At 64.0% G+C, this 24181-nt stretch carries 18 protein-coding genes; 9 read left to right on the top strand and 9 right to left on the bottom strand.

All coding sequences use genetic code 11. The annotated features are described in order from the left end of the window. Positions 1-131 precede the first annotated feature (131 nt). Positions 132-539 (bottom strand): RNA-binding S4 domain-containing protein, encoded by a 408-nt coding sequence (locus ACVOLS_RS03630; protein WP_481517662.1) that lies wholly within the window; start codon positions 537-539, stop codon positions 132-134. A gap of 106 nt (positions 540-645) precedes the next feature. Between ACVOLS_RS03630 and ACVOLS_RS03625 the strand changes: the two genes are divergently transcribed. Next, positions 646-2100 carry an MATE family efflux transporter gene (locus ACVOLS_RS03625; RefSeq protein ID WP_481544526.1) on the top strand — a complete coding sequence of 485 codons (1455 nt, stop codon included), beginning with the start codon at positions 646-648 and terminating at the stop codon, positions 2098-2100. A gap of 208 nt (positions 2101-2308) precedes the next feature. Here ACVOLS_RS03625 and ACVOLS_RS03620 read toward each other — a convergent pair whose 3' ends face one another. From ACVOLS_RS03620 to ACVOLS_RS03610, 3 genes are all read right to left on the bottom strand, one after another. Further along, a complete protein-coding gene (locus ACVOLS_RS03620; protein WP_481544525.1) occupies positions 2309-3664 on the bottom strand; it encodes a Gfo/Idh/MocA family protein in 1356 nt (451 codons plus the stop codon). 116 nt (positions 3665-3780) lie between these two features. Beyond that, positions 3781-6756: a TonB-dependent receptor plug domain-containing protein gene (locus ACVOLS_RS03615; RefSeq protein ID WP_481544524.1), complete on the bottom strand. Its 2976-nt coding sequence runs from the start codon at positions 6754-6756 to the stop codon at positions 3781-3783. A gap of 124 nt (positions 6757-6880) precedes the next feature. After that, a complete protein-coding gene (locus ACVOLS_RS03610; RefSeq protein WP_481544523.1) occupies positions 6881-10243 on the bottom strand; it encodes a TIM-barrel domain-containing protein in 3363 nt (1120 codons plus the stop codon). Positions 10244-10559: 316 nt separating this feature from the next. Between ACVOLS_RS03610 and ACVOLS_RS03605 the strand changes: the two genes are divergently transcribed. The 6 genes from ACVOLS_RS03605 to ACVOLS_RS03580 all read left to right on the top strand — a co-directional run bounded on the left by ACVOLS_RS03605 (position 10560) and on the right by ACVOLS_RS03580 (position 17846). Continuing rightward, the gene (locus ACVOLS_RS03605) at positions 10560-11714 is read left to right on the top strand and encodes an SIS domain-containing protein (RefSeq protein ID WP_481544522.1); all 1155 of its coding nucleotides are present in this window, start codon (positions 10560-10562) and stop codon (positions 11712-11714) included. Beyond that, entirely contained in the window at positions 11707-12657 is a 951-nt protein-coding gene (locus ACVOLS_RS03600; protein ID WP_481544521.1) for an ROK family protein, read from the top strand. Before ACVOLS_RS03605 ends, ACVOLS_RS03600 begins: the two co-directional genes overlap by 8 nt. 2 nt (positions 12658-12659) lie before the next feature. After that, positions 12660-13994, top strand: coding sequence for a D-tagatose-bisphosphate aldolase, class II, non-catalytic subunit (locus ACVOLS_RS03595; RefSeq protein ID WP_481544520.1), 1335 nt, complete (start codon positions 12660-12662; stop codon positions 13992-13994). A 26-nt stretch (positions 13995-14020) separates the two neighbouring features. Further along, the gene (locus tag ACVOLS_RS03590; protein WP_481517663.1) at positions 14021-14803 is read left to right on the top strand and encodes a DeoR family transcriptional regulator; all 783 of its coding nucleotides are present in this window, start codon (positions 14021-14023) and stop codon (positions 14801-14803) included. Beyond that, complete coding sequence (locus tag ACVOLS_RS03585; protein ID WP_481544519.1) at positions 14800-15912, top strand: N-acetylglucosamine-6-phosphate deacetylase; 1113 nt, start codon at positions 14800-14802, stop codon at positions 15910-15912. The genes ACVOLS_RS03590 and ACVOLS_RS03585 overlap by 4 nt, the downstream gene beginning before the upstream one ends. 134 nt (positions 15913-16046) lie before the next feature. Further along, entirely contained in the window at positions 16047-17846 is a 1800-nt protein-coding gene (locus ACVOLS_RS03580) for an MFS transporter (RefSeq protein WP_481544518.1), read from the top strand. A gap of 412 nt (positions 17847-18258) precedes the next feature. Here the strand turns inward: ACVOLS_RS03580 and rplS are convergent, their stop codons facing one another. From rplS to rpsP, 4 genes are all read right to left on the bottom strand, one after another. Beyond that, positions 18259-18666, bottom strand: coding sequence for a 50S ribosomal protein L19 (rplS, locus tag ACVOLS_RS03575; RefSeq protein ID WP_481513194.1), 408 nt, complete (start codon positions 18664-18666; stop codon positions 18259-18261). Between the two features lie 136 nt (positions 18667-18802). Then, a complete protein-coding gene (gene trmD / locus ACVOLS_RS03570; RefSeq protein WP_481544517.1) occupies positions 18803-19582 on the bottom strand; it encodes a tRNA (guanosine(37)-N1)-methyltransferase TrmD in 780 nt (259 codons plus the stop codon). A 5-nt stretch (positions 19583-19587) separates the two neighbouring features. Then, a complete protein-coding gene (gene rimM, locus ACVOLS_RS03565) occupies positions 19588-20103 on the bottom strand; it encodes a ribosome maturation factor RimM (RefSeq protein ID WP_481536226.1) in 516 nt (171 codons plus the stop codon). A 38-nt stretch (positions 20104-20141) separates the two neighbouring features. Next, entirely contained in the window at positions 20142-20402 is a 261-nt protein-coding gene (gene rpsP / locus ACVOLS_RS03560; protein WP_282273428.1) for a 30S ribosomal protein S16, read from the bottom strand. A gap of 285 nt (positions 20403-20687) precedes the next feature. Here rpsP and ACVOLS_RS03555 point away from each other — a divergent pair, with 285 nt between their 5' ends. Next, positions 20688-20900: a ParD-like family protein gene (locus tag ACVOLS_RS03555; protein WP_481544516.1), complete on the top strand. Its 213-nt coding sequence runs from the start codon at positions 20688-20690 to the stop codon at positions 20898-20900. Next, complete coding sequence (map, locus tag ACVOLS_RS03550; RefSeq protein ID WP_481544515.1) at positions 20897-21688, top strand: type I methionyl aminopeptidase; 792 nt, start codon at positions 20897-20899, stop codon at positions 21686-21688. The genes ACVOLS_RS03555 and map overlap by 4 nt, the downstream gene beginning before the upstream one ends. Before the next feature lie 212 nt (positions 21689-21900). On the opposite strand, the gene ACVOLS_RS03545 is transcribed toward map, so the two are convergent. Then, a complete protein-coding gene (locus tag ACVOLS_RS03545; RefSeq protein WP_481544514.1) occupies positions 21901-23997 on the bottom strand; it encodes a M13 family metallopeptidase in 2097 nt (698 codons plus the stop codon). Positions 23998-24181 lie beyond the last annotated feature (184 nt).

Raw genomic sequence — 24181 nt, 5'->3', positions numbered from 1 at the left:
ATGCTCGGCAGAGGCTTCACTGGTAGAGCCCAATGCCGAGCATGGCTCGGCACTACAGGCTTGGCTCTACCGGCAAGGCCCCTGCCGAGCATGGCTCGGCACTACAGGTGAATCTTTGTCGAGCATGCCGATCAAAGCGCATCAAGGTCGCCGAGGGCCCGGATCAACCGCCGGGCGCGTTTGTCGGGCTTGTGCTCCGGGGCCTGGTAGCCGGTGCGCTCGGCGGCACGGCGCAGCTGCAGCTCGTGACGCGCCTGCTTCGAGGCCGCCGATTCTTCGTACATGGCCTGCGCTACCGGCGCCGAACCACGTTTGTCACTCAGCCCGCGTACCGCGATCTCGAAGATCTCATCGCCGCGCTGCACCCGCAGCGCATCGCCCACGCGGATCGCGCGCGAGGATTTGGGGCGCTGCCCTTGCACATCCACCTTGCCGGTATCCACCGCCTGTTTGGCCAAGCTGCGGGTCTTGAAGAAACGTGCGGCCCACAGCCACACATCCAGACGAATGCTTGCTACCACTACGACTTCACCACTCATCGCGTTGCCATGACTCCTGTGTAAGCCACCAACCGTTGATACCTGACTCCGGCACCCTCACCTGCAAGATGCTAGTGTGCCAGCCCACATCCCGACAGCGTTGCCCATGTCGAAACCCAAGCAAACCCGCTCGTTGACCGAAGGCCCTATCGGCACCAGCCTGCTGATGTTCGCGCTACCGATTCTGGCTGGCAACATCGCACAGTCGCTGAATGGCTCGGTCAATGCCATCTGGGTGGGCAAGTTCCTCGGCGAGGCGGCGCTGACCGCCACAGCGAACGCCAACAACATCATGTTCTTCCTGATCGGCTCGGTGTTCGGTATCGGCATGGCCGCCACCATCCTGATCGGCCAGTCCATCGGCGCCAAGGACCTGCCGCAGGCGCGGCGGGTGATGGGCACCAGCGCCACCTTCTTCATCAGCCTCTCTGCAGTGATCGCGGTGCTGGGCTGGTTCCTGTCGCACCGCTTGCTGCTGGCGATGGGCACACCAGCCGAATCGCTGCCGATGGCCGATGCCTATCTGAAGGTGATCTTCCTGGCGATGCCCTTGCTGTACGCATTTGCCTTCATCACCGCCGCCCTGCGCGGTGCCGGCGATGCGCGCACACCGTTCCGCTTCCTGCTGCTGGCGGTGCTGCTGGATATCGCCTTCAACCCGTTGCTGATCTTCGGCGTGGGCCCGTTCCCGGAACTCGGTATCGCCGGCGCAGCCTGGGCCACGTTCTTCTCGCAGGCCCTGGCGCTGGCCGGCTTGATGCTCTATCTGCGCAACAAGCGGCACATGCTGTGGCTGGGGCGCAAGGACATCGGCCTGCTGAAGATCGACACCGTCATTCTCAAGGCGCTGGTGGTCAAGGGCGTGCCGATGGGCCTGCAGATGATCCTGATCTCGCTGGCGATGATCATGATGATCAGCATGGTCAATGGCTACGGCGTGGAAACCGCCTCGGCCTATGGCGCTGCGATGCAGTTGTGGACCTATGTGCAGATGCCGGCCATGGCCATTGGCGCGGCCTGCTCGACGATGGCCGCACAGAACGTGGGCGCCGGCCTCTGGCCGCGCGTGGAAGCCACCGCGCGTACCGGTGTGCTGTTCAATTTCCTGCTTACCGGTGCGCTCATCGCGCCGATCATCCTGTTTGATCGCAGCACCCTGGCATTGTTCCTGCCAGCTGCCAGCGAGGCGCTGGAGATCGGCCGGCATCTGAATCACATCGCGGTTTGGTCGTTCCTGTTCTTCGGTGTCAACTTCGTGCTGTCTGGCGTGGTCCGTTCCACCGGCGCGGTGCTGCCACCGCTGTTGATCCTGGCAATCGGCATGTGGGGCATCCGCGTGCCGTTCGCACTGTGGCTGCAGCCGCGCTTTGGCGCCGATGCGATCTGGTGGAGCTTCCCGATCAGCGCGTTGTGCTCGATGCTGATGATCATGGCCTATTACCGCTGGGGCAATTGGCGCAGCGCCAGCATCCTCGACAAGCCGGTGCAGGCAACCCCGGCGGAAGTGCCGGCTACGCCGCCGTCGCCGGTGGCGGATCCTGACGTGGAATTGGAACGCTAGACAGCGTTGTGGGAGCTGTGGGAGCGGCGTCAGCCGCGAAGCTGGCATTGCTCGAAGGGCCTGAAAGCTCACCCCCTCCCCAACCCTCCCCTACGCCTTCGGCGCAAGGGAGGGAGCTGAACGACGAGTAGTGCCGAGCCATGCTCGGCAGGGGCATTACCGGTGACGCCTCATGCCGAGCATGGCTCGGCACTACAGTTGCGGCTGATCAATAACTGCCGTCGAAGGCGAAGATCGGCTTGCGCTGCTGCCACAGGCCCTTGGTGAAGTCCGGGAACTCAAGGGTCTGGAAACTGTTGGCAATCGACTGCTCGGACAGCGGCGTGATCGCACTCCAGGTCACGGCGTCGTAGATGTCGATCGGCATCGGCGCCTTGGCCTTCAGTGCCTCGACGAAGGCGTGGATCACGAACCAGTCCATGCCGCCATGGCCAGCGCTGGCTGCGGTATCGGCATGCTGCTTCCACAGCGGGTGCTCGTACTGGTCCTGGTAGGTCTTGAACTCTTCCCACTGGTGCGGCGGGCTGCGGCCTTCGATATGGATGCCGTGGTTGACGTCCATCCACAGACCCTTGGTGCCCTGCACGCGGAAGCCCATCGAATACGGGCGCGGCAACGAGGTGTCGTGCTGCAACAGGATGGTCTCGCCGTTCTCGCAGGCCAGCGTGGTGGTGACGATGTCGCCGAGCTTGAACTTGACCTTGGTACTCGGATGGGTGGTGCCACCACTCTTGGCCACGGTGTACTCGTGCAGGCCGCGCGCCTTGCTGGCGAAGGCATTGATATGGGTGAAACGGTTGCCGCGATTGATGCCGGTATACATCGCACACGGGCCGATGCCGTGGCTGGGATACAGCTCGCCATTGCGCTCGACCGAATGCTCGGTACGCCAACGTGCTTCCGACCAACCCTTGGCGCCGAACTCCACGCCGCTGTCGTAGGGATGCTCCGGCGTGCCGTCGTTGAACTTCACCCCGCGCAGGTCGTGCTGGTAACCGCCCTGCAGGTGCACCAGTTCGCCGAACAGGCCCTGCCTCACCATCTGCAGCGCAGCCATCACGTCACGGCGATAGCAGACGTTCTCCAGCAGCATGTACGGGGTGCCCGTGCTGAGCTGGGTGTTGAGCACATCCCAATGGTCCTGCAGGGTAATACCGGCGACCACTTCGCAGCCCACCGCGACCTTGGCCTGCATCGCGGCAATCGCCATCGGCGCATGCAGCTCCCACGGGGTGGCGATGATCACGCCGTCCAGGCCGCGCTGCTCCAGCAGGCGCTTCCAGGCATTCTGGTCGCGGTCGGCGCCGTAGGCCTGCGGTGCCGGCTTGCCGGCCTTGGCCACCATGTCCATCGCGCGGCCGAGCATGATCGGCTCGATGTCGCACACGGCAACTACTTCGACGTCGTCGCGGCGCACCAGTTCCTTCAGCAGTACCAGACCGCGCATGCCGGTGCCGATCACGCCCAGGCGCACCTTGCGGCCGCGGGCCCAGGCGGGCGTTTCCGGCAACAGGCTGGTGGCGGCCAGGGCCGCGCTGGCCATGATGAATTCCCTACGCTTCATTGTGTTTCCTCTTTCATGGGTCGTGCCGGTGATGGCAGGTGTGCCACGACCGTGCTGACGGTGTCACTGTCTTGCCCCTCATGCAATGCATGAGGGGCAAGCGCTGCTGCGGTGGATCAGAACTTGTAGGTGGCGGTCACGCTGTAGATGCGACCAAAGTTGTTGGCATAGCCGGAGAAGTTCATCCAGTCGTTCGGATCGTAGAACGGCAGGCGGTTGAACAGGTTCTTCACGGTCACGCCGACGCTCAGCTTCTCGATCGGGCGCCAGTTCACGCTCAGGTTTGCGGTCCACCACGCCGGTGCGCCGCCGCAATGGCCGGGGGCCAGGTCGAGGAAGCTGCCGGTGCAGGTCTGCGCATTGTTGTCCTGCGCGTCGATGCGGTCGTAGGCCCACTTGGTGCCGCCGACGTAGTTGACGTAGAAGCCGGTATCCCACTTGCCATACGTCCAGTTGGTGTTGAACGTAGCGCGCACCTTCGGGTTGTTGTAGTAGCCAACCAGGTTGCCGTAGTACCAGCCGTCACCGTTGTCGGAGTTGTACATGTTGCGGTTGGCGATGGTAGCTGCCACACCGATGTTCAGGCGGCCCCATTCACCCAGGTCGAAGCGGCTGCGCAGATCCACGTCGAAGCCGTCGATCAGGGTGCGGCCACGGTTGCTGTACTGGCCGATCACGCTGGCGACGTTGCCGATGCTGTAGCCCGGCAAGGTACCCGGGCAGGTCACGCCGCTGGCTGGGTCGTTGCACATCGCAGCCAGGGCCGCGAGGTTGGACCGGTCGGACTCGGTGATCGGGAAGCGGGTCATCGAATCGATGTCTTCTTCCTTGCTGTAGTCCGGTGCAACGATTTCATCGCGGCGGTACACGAACCAGTAGTCCGCCGACACCGACAGCCAGTCGGTCGGCTCCAGCACGACGCCCAGCGTGGCGATCTTCGCCTTCTCCGGCTTCAGGTCCTGGTTGGGCTGGGTCATGCGCGCCACGTTGCGGCTGCAATCGCTGTTCCACAGGCTGTTGCCCAGGTCCTTGTCGACGACGCGGTTGGACTGCCGCAGCAGGCCGGCGATCGCATTGGTTTCGGCACAACGGACTTCATCACGGTAGCCGCCGATCTGTGCGTACACGCCACCGCTGCCAGCCTCGGCCAGGCTGGGTGCGCGGAAGCCTTCCGAATAGGTACCACGCAGCATCAACTGCGGCAGGGCCTGGTACTTCAGGCCGATCTTCGGCGCGGCGTTGGCGCTGAAGCCCGGGTACTTGTCCAGGCGCAGTGCCAGGTCCATTTCGAGCTTTTCAGTCAGCGGCACCACCGCTTCGGAGAACAGCGCGTAGGTGTTGCGCTTGCCGTCGAACCACGATCCGCCCTGCTGGGTGATCAGGCCGTTGGCGGCATCCGGGTTGCCCGGCGTGTAGAAGGTTTCGCGGGTTGCATTGAAGCCGAATGCCGCGCGCACTTCGCCGGCCGGCATGTTGAACAGCGGGCCTTCGATCTTGCCGTCCAAGGTGTGCAGGCGGGTCCAGGACTCGATGTCGAAGGTCGGGAAGGCTTCGCGGATCAGCGCCGCGTTGGCTTCACTGATCTCGCCGAACTTGTAGGCCGGGTGATCGGAAATGATGACGCGGCCGGTACCCGGATCGATGGTGTACGGACCGAAGGCTTTCTCGAAGCCCTTCAGGTTGACGTTGGTGGTCTGGTAGGTGACCGAGTGCGAACCTGCGGTGGCGAACGCGGTTTCCCAGTTCCAGTCGCCGACGGCACCACGCAGACCCGCCACCACACGGTAGCTGTCGTCGGTATTGCGCTGACCGAAGTGGCCACCGCCGACGTCCTGCAGCAGGTAACCCAAACCGACCACACCGCCATTCATCGCCTTCAACTCCGGGCTGGCGTGGTTGTATTCGTTGTTCGGGCCGAGCCACGGGGTCAGGAACTGGTTGACCGTATTGCCGGTGTTGCGCGAGAACCAGCTCTGCGGATTGCCGGTGGTGGTGCCGTAAGCACGCGGCGTGCCGCCATTGGCGTGCAGGTCGATGTCGGTATAGGTGACTTCGGCGAATGCCTCGGTGCTGTCGTTGAGCTGGTAATGACCATTGACGTAGGCAGTGACGCGTTTGGAATCCGCGCCGCCGTTGATCTGCCGGTTCATCCAGGTCTGCCAGATGCAGCGCGTGCCGCTGCTGACCTGCAGCACGTTGTTGCAGCCCGGTGCAGCCTCGTCCTTGCGCACGCCGGTGACCGGATCGATGGCGTAGTAATAGCCAGGGTTGAACACGCCCGGCGCGCTGCCGGTGTCCAGCCGCAGATTCTTGATGTAGTCCGGATTGTTGACGTAGAACTGGCCCGGGTGCTTGAGGTACCACTCGCTGTCCGGAATGCCGTCGCGCTCATACAGATTGACGCTGGCATAGACGTTGTAGCCGTCCTCGGCCATGTCGCCGAAACCACCGGTGACGCTGGCCTGCTTCTCGCCGAAGGAATCAAAGCGCGAGGCAGTGTCCCAGGTGCCACTGACTTCGAGGCCCTGGTAGCTGCGCTTGGTGATGACGTTGATGACGCCGGCCACTGCATCGGTGCCGTATACGGCCGAGGCGCCATCGGTCAGCACTTCCATGCGCTCGATGACGGCGGCGGGAATGGCATCGATGTTGACGAATTGGGTCTGGAAGCCTGCCGGTGCGCCGTAATACGACAGGCGACGGCCGTTCAACAGCACCAGCGTGCCCTGTGCGCCGAGGCCACGCAGGTTGGCCTGCGAAGCGCCGTCGGAACCGGTGAACAGCGACTTGGAATCAACCTGTCCCGGCCGTGCTGCCGGCAGGTTGTCGAGCACCTGCAACAGCGTGCGCGCGCCCATGTTTTCGATGTCCTGCTTGCTGATCACCTGCACCGGCGATGCGGTTTCCACATCGGTGCGACGGATGTTGGAACCGGTGACCTCGATACGGGACAGCTCGGTGGTCTTGTCCTTTTCCTTTTCAGCCTTGTCCTGCGCGAAGGCAGGTGCGGCGATGGCGAACAACACGCTGGCGACAGCCAACGATAGTGGAGCTTGCAAACAGCGTTTGGCACTGCGGTTGGCTGGCAACATCGGGGTTCTCTCCTGGCAAGGGCACGCAAAAAAAACAGCAGTTGGCGGGCAAAGCGATCCCATGCCACGGTTCTTGGACCGTAGCCGGGGGTAATCCGGTGGGAGGAGCGGTGTTACGGGTGGGTCATGGGGCGAGGATGTCGGCGGAATCGCCCTCCTCGCCGATCAGTACGGCATTGGCCCAGTTGGCGCAGACCTGGGACGGTTGGCTACCCTGCGCACCCAAGGTGCGCAGACTCAATCTGGACAGACCGCGGATGTCGAGCTCGGGCTTGACCACGCCCGGTGCTTTCACAAAACCGCTGTCATAGAGCAGGCGGTCATCGCCCCAGACCTGGAACTGCAGACCACCGGCCTGACGGCATTGATCGTCGACGCCGAGGTCGGCACGCAATGTTTTCCAATGACCCTTCAAACTCATGTCGATGCGGCTTTGTGCACCAACGCTGAGACCGCGGCGGAACTGCAGGCCGTTCATGCGCATCGGCACCGCGGCAGCGAACGAACGGTCGGCATGCACCTGGGCGGCCAACACGGCCGGCAGCGGCAGCTGGGAGAGGTATTGCTGCCGCGCCGGCCGCTCGGCCGTTTGCTGCTCGAGGATGTGGAAGGTGGACAGTGCAATCGGGCCAACATCGCGCGGCTGCAGTGCATCCACCGCACGTGCGGTGCTGCCCTGCGCTGCGCTCACCATCGGATCGGCACCGCTTGCGCCGTCACCGTCGGGGTTCTGCACGCTGAGCACGCGGAAGCGCAGCAGGCGACCGGCATGGGCCGGGAAATCGATGCGCTGCAGTTCCTGCTTCAGCTGCAGGTGACCACTGGCAATTGGCTTGCCCCACTCGCCATTGCTGTCGGCCATGTAGATTTCGTAATCACGCACCTGGCCATGCTTCCAGTGCTGGTCATTGCGCGGTGCCAGTTCGATGCCGTCGATCAGCTTGCGTTCGCCAAAGCCCACCACCCATTCGTGGGCACCGGTACGGATGGCCTGGTTGCGCACGCTGCGGAACCACGTTGCCGGATCATCGTCGAAGGCATTTTCCAGCGGATGGCCGGGCTCTTCAGCCGGACGGTTGACCACCAGCAGACTGTCGGACGGCAGCGCGCGGCCGAGCTCCGGCGCATTCGGGAAAACGTCATCAGCCAGCGCGGCGGCAACCGGGAAATCCAGCTGCAGTTTCAGCGGCGCGCGGATATCCCGGCTGGCAGTGCGCACATGCAACGTACCCTTGCGTTCCTTGCCATCGAAGTACCAGCCTTCGCTGGCTGCCTGCAATGCAGCCGCATCGGCCAGCTTGGGCAGCGCGCGGCCATCCAGTTGCACGGCAGTCGGTGCAGTGCGATTCAACACGCGCAGGCCATAGCGACGCTGCGCCAGCTGACCTTGATACGCGCCCTGCACCGGTGCGATCTCGACCTGCACTGGGCCACTGCCCTGCGCCGGTGCCTGCACGCGGATCTGCTGCGTGCTCGACTCGCCCTTCTGGTAACGGCGGGTGCTGCCATCGTCTTCGTACAAGGTGTAGCTGGATTCGCCCTGCGGATACAGATCGAAGGTCACTTCATCCAGCGGCTTTTCGCCGTCGAACAGCATCTCCGGATACATCGGCAGGATCGCGCCGGCGCGCACGAATACCGGCAGCGTCGCCAGTTCGACCGGACGGTCGAGCTGCTTGCCTGCGGCACCGGCCTGCAGATGGCGGCCGTCCCAATAGTCGTACCATCCACCAGCAGGCAGATGGATGTCGCGACGCCAGCCACGGCTCGCCGCCTGGCTGCGATACACCGGCGCGACCAGCAGATCACGGCCGAGCAGGAACTGGTACTTATAGGTTTCGTCCTGCGCGTGTGGGTCCTGCGGGTTGTCCCACATCAGTCCGCGCACCGGCGGTGCACCGCTTTGTGCGGCATCGTGCACCAGCCCGTACATATACGGGGTCAGACGCATTTTCAGCTTTAGGTAATCACGGTTGATCGAACGATAGGGCTCATCGAAGGCCCAGGGGTGCTTGCGCGCGTTCGACGACCAGCCGGACATACCCATCAGCACCGGAGTGAAGGTTTTCCACTGCAGGTCGCGGGTGAAGGTCTCGGCGCTGCCGCCGAAGATCGCATCGACGTCGCCGCTCGCATAGGCCATGCCCGACAGACCGGAACCCACCAGGGTCGGCACGTGCCAGCGGATGTAGTCCCAGCTGCTGCTCTGGTCACCGGTCCATGCAACCGCATAACGCTGGATGCCGGCCCAGCCCATCACCGTCCACAGGAACGGGCGCGAGTCGGAGTTGTTGAGAATTCCGTCGAAAGCCTGGCGGTTGGCATCCATCGCGAACTGATAGCCCTGCCCAGTCCAGGCCACATCCAGCTTCTGCACGCGGCTGCCGGCCTTGCCCACTTCCCAGGCAATCTTGTCGACGCCGTTCTCGGTCCACAGGCCGGTCTTGAAGCCGTACTTGGCCAAGCCCTGCACGGTTTCCGGCAGCTGCTTGTAGCCGCAGCCATAGCCGTCGTTGGGCAGGATCCAACCGCCCGGCATATCGTTCTCGCGGTACTTGGCGGCAACGCTGTTGACCACGTCGATGGTGCTGCCGGTGGGGCCATCACTCCAGCCTTCGGGAACGCTGCCGGGCTTCTTGATGTTGTCGCCGTCGTTGTAGCAATCGGCATCGCCGTAGGACAGCGCCCAACGCGCGACCATGTTCGGTCGGCCGGTCAGCTGGGTGTAGCGCTCCAGCAGACGCTGCAGATCATTGCCGACGAAGTAATAGGCATCGAAGCGGTCTTCGCGGTGCAGCAGCGTGGCCTGGTCCGGTTGGCGCAGGTCATAGCTGCCGTCGCTCCAGGTGTTGCGCAACATGCCCCAGCCACGTGAGCTGAGCAGCATCGGCGCCGGGCTCGGGCGGTCACCCTCCTCCCAGCCACCGGAATAGGAAACTTCAAGTTCGCGGCCCTTGAACTGGAAACGGCCGTTCTGCTGGCCGCCACCGTAGAAGGCTTCATCGGCCTGCGAGGACAGCACCTGCACGCTCTGCTCGGCGCTCAGATCCAGCGGCTGCTGTTCCTGCCATAGCGACACCGGCTTGCCGCCATCCAGACGCTCCAGTCGCAGCTGCAGGGGCTGCCGCTGCACATGCAGAACGAGCGCCGGGGTACGCACGCGGATTTCCTGCGCGTCTTCCTCCAACTGCGCCTGCACCTGCTGCACGGGCTGCGGCAACACGATGGGCGCGGCCTTGTCGCCTGCGCCGGTCAGCTTGCCGTTGCGGCCGGCCTGCACATGCACGATGTCGTTGGCCAGCACCTCGATGCGCAGGGTGCTGCCGGTATCACTGCGTACGTCCCAGGCACGCACACCGTCGCGGCCATCGCTGGCGGTGACGGAGCGCAGATTGCCGATGGGCTCGGCCTGTGCGGTCACTGCCGGCAACAACAAGGCCGAAAGCAGCGCCAGCAACAGCGGCGATTGACGAACGCAGTGTTCCACCTTGCCTCCAACCCGTTCAACGGGCGTTTCGAAACCGAGTGCGCCGACTCTAGGGCAGGAAATCGAAAGATGTCAACAAAATGAAAGCAAAAGATAAGTAAGATTTCTTGCAATCGAAAGATGTTGCGGAGCAGCAACTTTCACATCACCCAACTGAGCGTATTCATTGCTGCGAAAGGGTTTCCCGGGAAACCTTTCGCTTCGGACGATTCTCAAGAGAATAAAGTCGAATCAAATTATTTCTTTCGTTTTGCTTTCGCTATTTGACATTTCGAAAGAAAAGAAAGATGGTGCGCTGGCCAATCAGGAATCACACATGGATGCCACCCTGCTTCACGATCTGACCGCCTGGCAGCGCCTGGGCGGAGCCGATACCGCAACCGAAATCGCCCAGCAGCCCGCGCTCTGGGAAACCCTTGCCCTGGATCTGCAACAGGCCGGCACGCGCCTGCAGGATTTCCTTGGGCAGCGCCTGTCCGATCCGCGCCAACGGGTGATCTTCACCGGCGCCGGCAGTTCCGGATTCATCGCCGAAATGGTGGCCGACACCATCAACGCGCAGTGGCCGGCCGAAGTGCGCGCCGTGCACACCACCAGCCTGCTCACCCACCCGGCGCTGTACCTGCAGCGCGATCGCCCGACCCTGCTGGTGTCGTTCGGCCGCAGCGGTTCCAGCCCGGAAAGCGTGGCCGCCGTCGACCGCGTGCGCGCCGACGTCGACGATGCCCGCTTCCTCGATATCACCTGCAATGCCGAAGGTGAGCTGGCTCGTCGTGGCACCGGTCGCGAGGACACCTGCACGCTGCTGATGCCGGCCGCCAGCTGCGACCGCGCCTTCGCCATGACCAGCAGCCTGAGCTGCATGCTGCTGACGGCACTGACCGTGTTCGACAGCGCACCGTGGGCCGAGCGCGTACAGCGCCTGCAGCAGGTTGCCGCACTCGCACGCCAGGGCCTGGGTAACTGGGATGCAGCGGTCGCTGCACTCGCGGCGCAGCCGTACAACCGCGTTATCTACCTCGCCAGTGGCCCGCTGGAAGCGCTGGCCCGCGAGGCCGCGTTGAAGGTATTGGAACTCACTGCTGGCCGCGTGCTGGCCCTGGCCAATACCCCGCTGGGTTTCCGCCACGGTCCCAAGTCCACGCTCAATGATGAAACGCTGGTAGTGGTACTGCGCAGCGCCGAACCGCTGTCGCGTCGCTACGAACAGGACCTGCTGGAAGAACTGCGCGGTGACGGCGTCGCCGGCAAGGTATTGTCGATCGGCCCGCATTCGGACCTGGGCATCCACGACGACTACACCTTGTCCGTGCCTGCCCTTCCAGACAGCTGGCTGGCGCCGGTATGGCTGCCGTTCGCCCAGCTGTACGCACTGCAGCGCTCGGCCGCACTCGGCCTGACGCCCGACAATCCGTTCCCGGACGGCACCGTCAACCGCGTGGTCAAGGGCGTCACCATCCACCATGGCTGATACCCGCGCCCCGGCCTGTTACGGCATCGACATTGGCGGTACCAAGATTGAACTGGTGGCCTGCGATGCCGCCCTGCAGGTCGCGTGGCGCAAACGCATCGCCACCCCACAAGGCGACTACAACGGTTTCCTGCAGGCAGTGGAAACGCTGGTTGCAGATGCCGATGCAGAACTCGGCCAACGCGCGCAGGCCATCGGCATCGCCTTGCCCGGCGTGCGCGAGCGTCGCAGTGGCCGCCAGCTCAGTGCCAACGTACCGGCACTGACCGGCCAATGCGTCAGCGCCGACCTGCAGGCGCGCCTGCAGCGGCCGCTGCACTTCGGCAACGACCTGCAGTGCTTTGCCTTGTCCGAAGCACACGGCGGTGCAGCTGACGGCTACGCCAGCATGTTCGGCGCCATCCTCGGCACTGGCGCCGGCGGCGGTTACTGCCTGCACGGCAAGCTGATCGGCGGCTTCAACGGCCTGGCCGGCGAATGGGGCCACTGGAGCGTGCCGGCCGATCTGCTGCAACGGCATGGTTTGCCGCTGCTCGATTGTGGCTGCGGCCTGCGCGGCTGCGTGGAGCGCTATGTCTCCGGCAGCGGCGTGGCCATGATCGAACGCCACCTCGGCGGCAATGCGGCCAACGCCAGCGAAGTCATCGCCCAGGCCGAAGCCGGCGACACTCGCGCCATGCAGGCGCTGGATATCCACCGCGACCTGCTCGGCCACAGTTTCGCCGCACTGATTCTCGCGCTGGACCCGCACGTCATCGTGCTCGGTGGCGGCCTGTCGCAGTACGCGCCTCTCTACCAGCAACTGCCCGCGGCCATCGCCGCACATCTGTTCAACGGCGTGGAAGTGCCGCCCATCGTGCCACCGCGCTTCGGCGATGCCGGCGGTGCCCGTGGTGCCGCCCTGCTCGCCTGCCAACCCGCTTACCTGATTCCCGGAGCTTGACCATGTCACCGCTGCAATCCCTGCTTGCCTCTCATCGCCAAGGCCACAATGTCGGCCTGTACAGCGTCTGCTGCAGCAACGAACAGGTGTTGCGCGCTGCAATGCATGTGGCCGCGCAGCACGGCACCGTGCTGCTGATCGAAGCCACCTCCAACCAGGTCGACCAGTTCGGCGGCTACACCGGCATGACCCCGTCGCAGTACCGCGCCTATGTGGAAGCGCTGGCCGATGAAGAAGGCTTCCCGCGCGCGCAGCTGATTCTGGGCGGCGACCATCTCGGCCCCAACGCCTGGCAGAAGCAGCCGGCCGCCGAAGCGATGGCCAATGCGCGCGTATTGATCGATGCCTACGTCGCCGCAGGCTTCCACAAGATCCATCTCGACTGCAGCATGTCCTGCGCCGACGACCCGACGCCGCTGCCCGACGCCACCGTCGCCGCACGCTCAGCCGAACTGGCAGTGATTGCCGAAGCCACCGCCAAGGCCAATGGCTTGCCGCCGCCGGTCTACGTGATCGGTACCGAAGTGCCGATCCCCGGTGGCGAAGCTTCGCTGGCGGGCGGCCTTGCGGTCACCACGCCGGCAGCTGCCGCGCAGACCCTGGCCATTCACCAGCAGGCCTTCGACACACCGGAACTGCGCGATGCCTGGCAGCGCGTGATTGCGATGGTGGTGCAGCCGGGCGTGGACTTCGACCACAGCAGCGTGCACGAGTACGACGCCGCCGCTGCCAGCGAGCTGGCGGATTTCCTCGAACAGCAACCGCGCATCGTGTTTGAAGCGCACTCGACTGACTACCAGCGCGAGTCCGGCCTGCATGCGCTGGTGCGCGACCACTTCGCCATCCTCAAGGTCGGCCCGGCCGCGACCTTCGCCTACCGCGAAGCCTTGTTCGCACTCGCCGCGATCGAAGCCGAACTGCTGCCTGCCGCGCAGTGCTCGAAGCTGCCGCAGGTGCTGGAGCAGGTAATGCTTGCCAAGCCGAAGAACTGGCAGGCGCATTACCACGGCGATGAAGCCACGCTGCGTCTGTTGCGCTCCTACGCCTTCAGTGACCGCTGCCGCTACTACTGGGGCGAGCCGGAGCTGCTGCAGGCCGTGCAGACCTTGTTCGCCAACCTCGAAAAGCACACCCCGCCGCTGGTGCTGCTCAGCCAATACCTGCCGGGCCAGTATGTGGCGGTGCGCGAAGGCCAACTGGCCGCCACGCCGGCCGCCCTGGTGCAACACCGCGTCGGCCAGTGCCTGGGCGAGTACTCGCGCGCCTGCAGCGCCAACCAGGCGGGTAGTCGCAAGCAAAGCGAAAGTTTGCGCGCCGCGAACCTTGCGAACGGTTAATCTCCGCTTTCAAACGCACAAGAGAGCTGACCATGCGCAATACCCGTCCCCGCCGACAGCAGATCCTGCAACGCCTGATCGACCAAGGCTCGGTGCAGGTTGCCGAACTGGTTGACCAGTTCGGCGTGTCGGCGGTGACCATCCGTACCGACCTCGGCCACTTCGAGGCGCAGGGCTTGGCCACGCGCACCCATGGCGGCGCAACCCTGGTACGGATGCCGCCGCAGGAACAGGACATCCACGAGAAAGATGCGCTGAACCTGTCGCTGAAGGAATCCATCGGCATGCGCGCCGCGCAGCTGGTGCAACCCGGCGACAACATCATCATCGACTCCGGCTCCACCACCATGACCCTGGCCCGGCATCTGCGCGATCACCGCGATGTCACGGTGATGACCAATGGTTTGAACATCGCCTGGGAGCTGGCCAACGCACCGGCGGTCAACGTACTGCTGACCGGCGGCCTGCTGCGCAAGCAGTCGTTGTCGCTGCAGGGCAGCCAGGCCGAAGCCAGCCTTAACTCCTATAGCTTCGACACCTTGTTCCTCGGTGTGGACGGCCTGGACCTGCAGTTCGGCCTGACCACCCATGACGAAGCCGAAGCCCGCCTCAATCACCGCATGGTCGAGCGCGCCCGCCGCATCGTGGTGCTGACCGACGCTTCGAAATTTGGCCGGGTCAGCCTGCACCGCATCGCCCGCCTCGACCAGATCCACGCCATCATCACCGATACCGGCATCGATGATGCCACCCGCGAGGGACTGCAGCGCCAGGGAATCGAAGTGATCACCGCCGAGCCACCGCTATGACCGCTACCCGCAGCCTGTACGGCCGCATCCTCACCCCCTTGGGCTGGCGCCGCGGCCACGTCCACTTCGACCAGCAGCTGCGCACGCTGGACGTGGAAGACCACGCGGGTGATGGCGGCGATCTGCCCATCATCCTGCCCGGTTTCATCGACCTGCATGTGCATGGCGCAGCAGGCGTGGATTTGATGCAGGGCGGCGATGTCGCCCGCCGCATCGCCCACACCCATGCCCGCTACGGCACCACCACCCTGCTCGGCACCACCATGACCGCCGAGTACGCGGAGATCGAGAACGCACTGCGCGGTGTAGCACAGGTGATGGCGACGCCCGATCCGGATGCCGCGCAGATCATCGGCGTGCATCTGGAAGGTCCCTTCATCAGTCCACAGCGTTTGGGCGCGCAGCCGCCGCGCACGCTGGAAGCAACGCTGGAGTCGGTGCAACACCTGCATGCATTGGCGCCGATCAAGGTGCTGACGATCGCGCCGGAGATCGGCCAGCACACCGCGCTCATTCCGGCCTTGGCAGCGATGGGCATCCGCGTGCAGATCGGCCACAGCGCTGGTAGCTACGACGATGCGGTCGCCGCCTTGCAGGCTGGCGCGGTCGGCTTCACCCATCTCTTCAACGGTATGACCGGCGTCGATCACTACAAGCCAGGCATCGCTGCGGCGGCATTGGCGCATGCCGAATACGCCGAACTGATTCCCGACCTGCAGCATGTGCATCGCGGCGCGATCCGCATGGCGGTGCGTGCGATCCCGCGCCTGTATGCCGTCACCGATGCCACCGCCGCCACCGGCATGCCCGATGGCGAGTACGCGCTGGGCGAACAGCGCGTGCACAAGTGCATGGGCTGCGTGCGGCTCTCCACCGGCTCGCTCGCCGGCAGCGCACTGACGATGGATCAGGCACTGCGCAATCTGGTCGATGTCGGCCTGGAACTTGCCGACGCCTCGCAACGTGTTTCCACCATCCAAGCCGACTACCTCGGCCTGGAAGACCGCGGCCGCATAGCCCCAGGCCTGCGCGCAGACATGGTGGTGCTGGACCCGCAATTGAAGTTGCAACAGGTGTGGGTCGGCGGCCAGCCAGTCGACCCAAGCTAACCCGCTCCATGTAGTGCCGAGCCATGCTCGGCATACCGCGCGGATGCGCGGCGCGATCCGGCAGCGCATAGACCGGAACGAAGTGCAGCCGAGCATGGCTCGGCACTACAAAATCTTGCCTCAGGAACGCGCCGATGACCGACACCACTTTTGCCGTGCCCGCCAGCGACGCCGCGCCGCGTTGGCCCGTGCGCTATCTCCTTTTCATCGCCGGTCTTGGCGGCCTGCTGTACGGCATCGACATCGGCATCATTGCTGGCGCCCTGCCCTATCTGGAAGCCACCGCCAGCCATGCCTGGCAACTGAGCAGCCAACAGATGGGCTTCGTGGTCGCGGCGGTATTGCTGGGCAGTGTGTTGTCATCGCTGTTCGCCGGCATGATCGCCGACCTGATCGGCCGCCGTGGCGCGATGATGCTCGCTGGCGTGCTGTTCACCGCCAGCATCCCGATCATGGCGCTGGCCTCGGGTTACACACCACTGTTGCTTGGACGTCTATTGCAGGGCATCAGCGGCGGTCTTATCGGCGTGGTGGTGCCCCTGTATCTGGCCGAAGTACTGGGACCGGAACGACGCGGTCGCGGCGCGGCGATGTTCCAGCTGCTGCTGACGGTTGGGCTGGTGCTGGCCGCCTTGATTGGCCTGTACCAGGCGCATTCGGTGGATGCAGCAACCGAGTCGGTGCGCAATCTGCCACTGGTGCAGCAGGCACAGCATCTGTTCGCAGTGAAGGACCAGGCGTGGCGCACGATCTTCTGGACCTGCCTGCTGCCGGGTGTGGTGTTCTGCATCGGGCTGTTCTGGCTCAACGAATCACCACGCTGGCTGGCACGTCGCGGTCGCATCGATGCCGCACGTCGCGGCTTGCAGGCCACACTGCCGCCATCGCAGGTGGAAGCCACGCTGGCACAGATCCAGAATCCGGTCATCGCGAAAGCCGAAGGCGAGCGCGACCGGCTTTTCAGCCGCCGCTACATGGTGCCGTTCGTGCTGGCCTGCCTGGTGCTGGCCTTCACCCAGGCCACCGGCATCAACTCGATCCTCGCTTACGCGGTCAACATCCTCAATCAAGCTGGTCTGCCGGGTGCCGCTGCGAATGGCGCGGATGTGGCGATCAAACTGCTCAACGTGATCATGACGCTGGTGGCCTTGTTCCTTGTCGATCGCAAGGGTCGCAAGTTCCTGCTGATGATCGGCAGTGGCGGCATCTGTCTTGCCCTGTTGGCTGCAGCGATGCTGTTCTTCAAGGCAGAACAGGGCCGCGCCGATGTGCAACAGGTGTTGCAGCACGCGGTGCAGAGCGATGGCCTGCAGTTGCAGCTGGATGCGGCGCAATGGCATCAGCTGGCCGGCACCCGCAATCGCGATGGGCAACCCTCGCAGTTGACGGTGTCGTGGAGCTACGGCGGTTTCAGCGATGTGCGCTCAATGCGCAGCGACAATCCCAGCGATCAGCAGCTGCTTATCGAGCGCTCCAGCACCGTGCATGCCGACAGTGTGATTGGGCGTTTCTTCCGCAGCCTGCACCTGAATCCCTTCCCTGACCCGAGCGCGGCCGCCAATGCACCGCTGCGCATCGAGCAGGCATGGATCGGTGCGGTGCCGCCGGCTTCGCATGGCTGGGCGGTAGCGGCCTGCATCCTGGTATTCGTGGCGTTCTTCGCGGTGGGACCAGGTGTGTGTGTGTGGTTGGCCTTGTCGGAGTTGATGCCAAACCGCATCCGCTCGAACGGCATGAGCATCGCACTGCTGATCAACCAGTTCGTATCGACCACGATCGCAGCGGTGTTCCTGCCGACGGTGGGCCACTACGGCTACGCCAGCATGTTCCTGTTCTGGGCGGCGTGTACGTTTGCGTTCTTCCTGATTGCCGCGTTCTGGCTGCCGGAAACCAAGGGCAAGACGCTGGAGCAGATCGAGGCGCATTTCCGCTGAGGGCTGTAAGGCGGGAATCAAAAGCCCCCTCATCCGCCCTCCGGGCACCTTCTCCCGCAGGCGGGAGAAGGGACAGCTGGGCCTTTCTGCTATCGGATAGTTGACCGCGCAGAGCGCAAGCAATGCACCAGCCCCCAGCAATGCCAGCCTTCCCTTCTCCCGCCTGCGGGAGAAGGTGCCCGGAGGGCGGATGAGGGGCTTCTACGCTTCTACGCTTTTACGCCCCTGAGCTTTTACGCCCCTGAGCTTTTACGCCCCTGAGCTTTTACGCCCCTGAGCTTCTACGCCTCTGAGCTTCTACGCTTCTGAGCTTTCCCAGCTTCCAGCCCTCACTCCATCCAACCCCGCAAACGCAAACGGCCACCCGAAGGTGGCCGTTGCTGCAAACAGGCTGGGCCTGTCGACGGGAGTATCAGCCGGCAGCCTTGGCAGCCAGGCGAGCAGCCTTGGCCTGCTGGGCAGCAGCCAGATCTTCCTTGATGCGGGCAGCCTTGCCTTCCAGGCCACGCAGGTAGTACAGCTTACCGGCGCGAACCTTACCGCGACGCTTCACTTCGACCGAGTCGATGATGGCGCTGTGGGTCTGGAAAACGCGCTCGACGCCGTAGCCGTGCGAGATCTTGCGCACGGTGAAAGCGGAGTTCAGGCCAGCATTCTTGGTGCCGATGACGACGCCTTCGTATGCCTGCACGCGCTCACGGTTGCCTTCCTTGACCTTCACGTTCACCACGACGGTGTCGCCCTGGCTGAACTTCGGCAGTTCGCGGGTGATCTGGGCGGATTCGAATTCCGCGACGATGGACTTGTTCAGCTTGCTCATTGGGTTACACCGATTTGTTCGGGGTGGGCGTGTCGGTATCGACAGCTTAGGCTCATACAGTCGCCGGATTGCGCTGCACGTTATTGTTCTGGCTCCTCGCCAAGCCATTCAGCCGACGGGAACTCGTAATTCTAACTTACTGTTCGCCCTCGGCGCCAGTAGCTTGTTTGAACGAATCTGCAAGCGCCTGCCGGGCCTCGCCCAGCAGCTTGCGGTCGGCCTTGTTCAACCCGGCCTCGTCCAGCAGGTCCGGGCGGCGCACCGCGGTGCGCAGCAAGGATTGCTGGCGGCGCCAGGCGGCGATGGCAGCGTGGTTGCCGGAGCGCAGCACGTCCGGCACATCGCCCAGCGCGTGGCTGGCCGGATGGCTGAAGTGCGGGCAATCCAGCAGGCCGTCGCCTTCAAAACTATCCTGAACCGCCGATTCGGCGTCATTCAGAGCACCATCCTGCAGACGGGTGACGGCATCGATGATCACCGCCGCACCCAGCTCACCGCCGGACAGCACGTAATCGCCGATGGAGATTTCCTCGTCCACCTCGCCCGCCAGGAAGCGCTCGTCCACGCCTTCATAGCGACCACAAAGCAGGATCATCCGCGGCAAGGCCGCCAGCTCGCGCACCTTGGCCTGGTCCAGCGGTCGCCCCTGCGGGCTCAGGTAGATCACCGGTGCCGGCGTCGGATCTGCCTCACGCGCAGCAGCCAAAGCCGCTCGCAAAGGCTCGATCAGCATCACCATGCCCGGGCCGCCGCCAAACGGACGGTCGTCCACCCGCCGGTAATTGCCCTCGGCATAGTCGCGCGGGTTCCAGCCATGCAGTTCCAGCAGGCCCCGCTCCTGTGCACGACCGACCACGCCCAGCGCGGCCGATTGAGCGAGAAATTCAGGGAACAGGCTGATGACGTCTACACGCACAGGCTTTAGAACTCCGGGTCCCAGTCGACCACGATCAGGTTGGCTTCGAAATCCACGGATTTGACGAAGTCGCCCATCACGAACGGAATCATCCGCTCACGGTCGCCGCGGGTTACCAGTACGTCGTTGGAGCCGGTACTGAACAGGTGCGAGGCAATACCCAGTTTGACGCCTTCGACGGTCTGCACGTCCAGGCCTTCCAGATCGACCCAGTAATACTCATCCGCGCTCGGCGGCGGCAAGGCACTGCGGGCGATGTAGATCTCGGTCCCGATCATGGACTCGGCCACGTCGCGGTCGGTCACGCCCGGGAAGGTCGCCACCAGTGTCTTGCCCGAATCACGGCCACGCACGCCGGTCAGCTCGGACTCCTGCCCCGCAGGGGTACGCAGAATCCAAGGCTGGTATTTGAAAATGGCCGAACGTGGCTCGGTCCAGGACTCAAGCTTCAGTTCGCCGCGCACACCAAAAACGCCGGCAATCCTGCCCAGCAGGATCCGGCGCTCGATATCTTTCTTCATATAGCAGTCGGGCCGCGCTTGCGCGCGACCCGCCAGGATCAGGCCGCAGCGGCCTGGGACTTGGACGCTTCCTTGTACAGGTTGCGAACCTTGTCGGTCATCTGGGCGCCGTTGGCGATCCACTTGTCGCAAGCAGCGATATCCAGCACAACGCGCTGCTCGCCACCCTGTGCAACCGGGTTGTAGTAACCGACGCGCTCGATGTTGCGGCCGTCGCGGGCGCTACGGACGTCGGAAACGATGATGTGGTAGAACGGACGCTTCTTGGCGCCGCCGCGGGTCAGTCGAATCTTGACCATGGTGGTGTTTTCCTATGTTGCCCAGTCGCCAGGATGGCGCGGTAAGCCGGCGATTATAGCGACCACCCCGCCCCATTCCAAGCCCAGCCCTGATCGGGAACCTGAACCAGCTCCGGCGCCCATCTTCCGCCAGCTGCCGGTGCCAGCCTCGCAGCCAGTCCGATGGCGATCCTCGATTCTTCAGTGTGGCAGCAGTGCCGCCGCCAAGCCGCCTCTTCTGTTTCGTTCAGCGCTCCGGGCATATGATTCACATATGAATCATATATTGAATACCGGGAGCGACCGATGGGCATCGTGAACATCGACGACGAACTGCACGACAACCTGCGCAGGGCCAGCACCGTGTCTGGCCGCTCGATCAACGCCCAGGCCGGGTTCTGGATCAGGATCGGCATGCTCTGCGAACTGAACCCGCAGCTGAGTTTCCAGGAGCTGGTCGCCCGCGAACTAGCGGCAGCCGGGGTAAGCCCTGCGGGCATACGGGTGGCGGAAGCATGATCAAGCAGCCGCATGAACTGGCATTGATGGCCGAATCCGGGCGCCTGCTGGCGTCGGTGTTCGAAGCATTGAACAAGCTTCCACTGGAAGGCTTGAGCACACTGCAGGTAAACGACTGGGTCGAGCGCTTCATCGTCGACCGTTTGCAGGCGCGCCCCGCCAGCAAAGGCCAATATGGCTTCGCTTATGTGCTCAACAGCTCCATCGACACCGTTGTCTGCCACGGCGTGCCGTCATCGAAAGACATCCTCCGCAATGGCAGCATCGTCAATCTGGACATCACCCTGGAGAAAAACGGCTACATCGCCGATTCCAGCCGCATGTTCCTGATCGGCGAGGTAAGCCATCAAGCCAAACGCCTGGTGCGCGTCACCAACGAAGCCATGTGGAAGGGAATCGCCACGGTGCGCCCTGGCGCGACCCTGGGTGACATCGGCTTTGCGATCAACCGCCACGCCAAGGACGCCGGCTATTCGGTGGTGAAGGAATACTGCGGCCACGGTATTGGTCGCGAAATGCACGAAGAGCCGCAGGTGCTGCATTACGGGCATCGTGGCGCCGGGCTGGAACTGCAGGCCGGCATGACCTTTACCATCGAGCCGATGATCAACCAGGGCCGTGCAGCGATCGACAACCACGACGATGGCTGGACCGTGACCACACGCGATGGAAAGCTATCGGCGCAGTGCGAGCATACCGTCGAAGTGACAGACACCGGCGTACGCGTACTGACCCTGCGCGATGAGGAACGGGCCATCGCGCAGAAGCTGCTCGGCGCGCTCGCGTAGGACAGGCTTTTGTGGGAGCGGCGTCAGCCGCGAAGCTGGCATCGCTGGGGCGCGGGCGATATCCGCCCACTGATGTTCTATCTGCTTCGCGGCTGACGCCGCTCCCACAAACAAAGAAGGACAGGCTGCTCGTCGTCAATGTGATCAGCCAAAAAGAAGGCCCGGCATTGCCGGGCCTTCTTCATTCACAGATCGCGATCAAACAACTGCAATCACCAGATCACAACCCGCTTGTCGTCGGCCCGCACCATCGCATCGCCGGCCTTGCACTGGAACGCAGCCGCATACGACGGCATGTTCGACGGTGCACCGTTGGCACGGAAGTTGGCCGGTGCGTGCGGATCGGTGTTCAGGCGTACGCGCAGCTCGCCATCGGTGAAGTTGCGGCGCCACACGGTGGCCCAGTTCATGAAGAAGCGCTGATCCTGGGTATAGCCATCAACCGGCACATTGACCTTCTCGTCTTCCTTCAGCGCCATCTGCAGCGCGTCATAGGCAACGGTCAGGCCGCCGAGATCACCAATGTTCTCGCCCAGGGTCAGCTTGCCCTTGACGTTCACGCCCGGCAGCGACTCGTAGCCGTCGAACTGCGCGACCAGCTGGTCGGTGCGACCGGTGAAGGCAGTGCGATCAGCATCGGTCCACCAGTTGTCGAAGTTGCCGTTGGCGGCGAACTGGCTGCCCGAGTCGTCGTAGCCGTGCATCATTTCGTGGCCGATGACCGCGCCGATGCCACCGTAGTTCAGCGCCGGATCAGCCTTGGCGTCGAAGAACGGCGGCTGCAGGATGGCGGCCGGGAACACGATCTCGTTCTTGGTCGCGTTGTAATAGGCGTTGACGGTCTGCGGGGTCATGCCCCACTCGGTCTTGTCCACCGGCTTGCCGATCTTGCCCAGCATGTAGCGGTAGTTGAACGCCTGCGCAGCCTGCATATTGCCCAGGTAGCTGTCGCCATTGGTGGTCAGGCCGGAGAAATCACGCCACTTGTCCGGGTAACCAATCTTCGGAGTGAAGCTGGCCCACTTTTCCAGCGCCTTTTTCTTGGTGTCTTCGCCCATCCACGGCAGGCCTTCCAGACGCGCCTTCAGCGCGACCGACAGGTTCTCCACCAGGTGTTGCATGGCCACCTTGGATTCGGCCGGGAACACCGCGTCCACGTACAGCTGGCCCAGGGCCTCGCCCATCGAGCCATTCACCGAATCCAGCACGCGCTTCCAGCGCGGCTGCATTTCCTGCTGGCCACGCAGGGTCTTGCTGAAGAAGTCGAAGTTGGCCTGCTCGAAGTTCTTGCTCAGGTACGGCGCGGCGTTGTCCACGGTGTGGAAGCGCAGGTAGGCCTGCCAGGTGGCGGCCGGAACGTCGCCCAGCATCTTGTCCAGTTCGCCGAAGAAGCCCGGCTGGGCCAGCGAGAACTTGTCCTTGGCCGGGATCTGCAGCGTGTCGAACAGCGCGGTCCAGCTGAAATTCGGAGTCTGCTTGTCGGCGTCGGCGGCACTGACCGGGTTGTAGCGCTTGGCCGGGTCACGCAGCTCGATGCGCGACAGCGAGGCCTTGGCCAGGCGGGTTTCGAAATCCATCACCGCCTTGGCCTGCTCCTTGGCCTGCGCGGCATCGACGCCGGACAGGGTCAGCAGCTGCTCGATGTAGGCCACATAGGCCTCGCGGATCTTGGCCTGCGACTCGTCGAAGTAGTAACCCTTCTCCGGCAAGCCCAGGCCGCTCTGGCCCACATAGGCGATGACGTTGGCCGAATCCTTGAAGTCCGGGCTGGCGTACAGCGAGAACAGGAAGCCATTGCCCTGCGCATAGGCATCACGCAGGTAACCGGTGATGGCGGCGGTGTCGTTCAGCGCAGCGATCTTGTCCAGTTCCGGCTGCAGCGGCTTGATGCCGGCGGCCTCGATGGCAGCCTCGTCCGAACCGGTCTTCCAGATGTCGCCGATCTTGGCTTCGTTGGAACCGGCGGCAGCCTTGCCAGCGGCAGCCTGCTGCACCAGCGCGTGCTGCACTTCCAGCGAGCGCTCGCGCAGGATCTCGAAGCTGCCCCAGGTGGTCTGGTCGCCCGGCACCGGGTTGGCCTTGAGCCACTTGCTGTTGACGAAGCCGTTGAGGTCGGCGCAGGCCTGCACGGCCGGATCCAGGTCGGCGGCGTTGAGCGAGATCAGCGGGGTCTTGAGCTGCGACTGGTCGAACGCAGCCTTGGCTTCGGCAGCCGGCGCGGCGGGCGCGGTATCGGTCTTGCCACAGGCGGCGAGCGAAGCGGCGATTGCAACCGTCAGGGACAACGGGACGAGCTTGGAAAACGACATGGACATCTCCGGCCAAACAGGGAAAGGCCGCACAGGTGGCGCGGCACAACCTTGGAGGGTAAAGGATCAGCCCGTACCGCGGGACCCGCCGAAGGTCACGTCCTCCTCCCCTCGCACCGACGATACGGGCGGACGCCTGTGCTGCAACGGCGGCAGCGCACAGGTCAATCCAGCCAGCGCACCG

Source organism: Stenotrophomonas sp. STEN038, from assembly GCF_056759895.1.
The sequence above is the reverse complement of the archived record's forward strand: the minus strand, read 5'-3'. Positions and strand labels throughout refer to the sequence as shown.

Bases quoted from the DNA above. Each gene is read 5' to 3' on its own strand.
- ACVOLS_RS03630 (WP_481517662.1), bottom strand. From the start codon at position 539: ATGAGTGGTGAAGTCGTAGTGGTAGCAAGCATTCGTCTGGATGTGTGG.
- ACVOLS_RS03625 (WP_481544526.1), top strand. From the start codon at position 646: ATGTCGAAACCCAAGCAAACCCGCTCGTTGACCGAAGGCCCTATCGGC.
- ACVOLS_RS03620 (WP_481544525.1), bottom strand. From the start codon at position 3,664: ATGAAGCGTAGGGAATTCATCATGGCCAGCGCGGCCCTGGCCGCCACC.
- ACVOLS_RS03615 (WP_481544524.1), bottom strand. From the start codon at position 6,756: ATGTTGCCAGCCAACCGCAGTGCCAAACGCTGTTTGCAAGCTCCACTA.
- ACVOLS_RS03605 (WP_481544522.1), top strand. From the start codon at position 10,560: ATGGATGCCACCCTGCTTCACGATCTGACCGCCTGGCAGCGCCTGGGC.
- ACVOLS_RS03600 (WP_481544521.1), top strand. From the start codon at position 11,707: ATGGCTGATACCCGCGCCCCGGCCTGTTACGGCATCGACATTGGCGGT.
- ACVOLS_RS03595 (WP_481544520.1), top strand. From the start codon at position 12,660: ATGTCACCGCTGCAATCCCTGCTTGCCTCTCATCGCCAAGGCCACAAT.
- ACVOLS_RS03585 (WP_481544519.1), top strand. From the start codon at position 14,800: ATGACCGCTACCCGCAGCCTGTACGGCCGCATCCTCACCCCCTTGGGC.
- ACVOLS_RS03580 (WP_481544518.1), top strand. From the start codon at position 16,047: ATGACCGACACCACTTTTGCCGTGCCCGCCAGCGACGCCGCGCCGCGT.
- rplS (WP_481513194.1), bottom strand. From the start codon at position 18,666: ATGAGCAAGCTGAACAAGTCCATCGTCGCGGAATTCGAATCCGCCCAG.
- rimM (WP_481536226.1), bottom strand. From the start codon at position 20,103: ATGAAGAAAGATATCGAGCGCCGGATCCTGCTGGGCAGGATTGCCGGC.
- rpsP (WP_282273428.1), bottom strand. From the start codon at position 20,402: ATGGTCAAGATTCGACTGACCCGCGGCGGCGCCAAGAAGCGTCCGTTC.
- ACVOLS_RS03555 (WP_481544516.1), top strand. From the start codon at position 20,688: ATGGGCATCGTGAACATCGACGACGAACTGCACGACAACCTGCGCAGG.
- map (WP_481544515.1), top strand. From the start codon at position 20,897: ATGATCAAGCAGCCGCATGAACTGGCATTGATGGCCGAATCCGGGCGC.
- ACVOLS_RS03545 (WP_481544514.1), bottom strand. From the start codon at position 23,997: ATGTCGTTTTCCAAGCTCGTCCCGTTGTCCCTGACGGTTGCAATCGCC.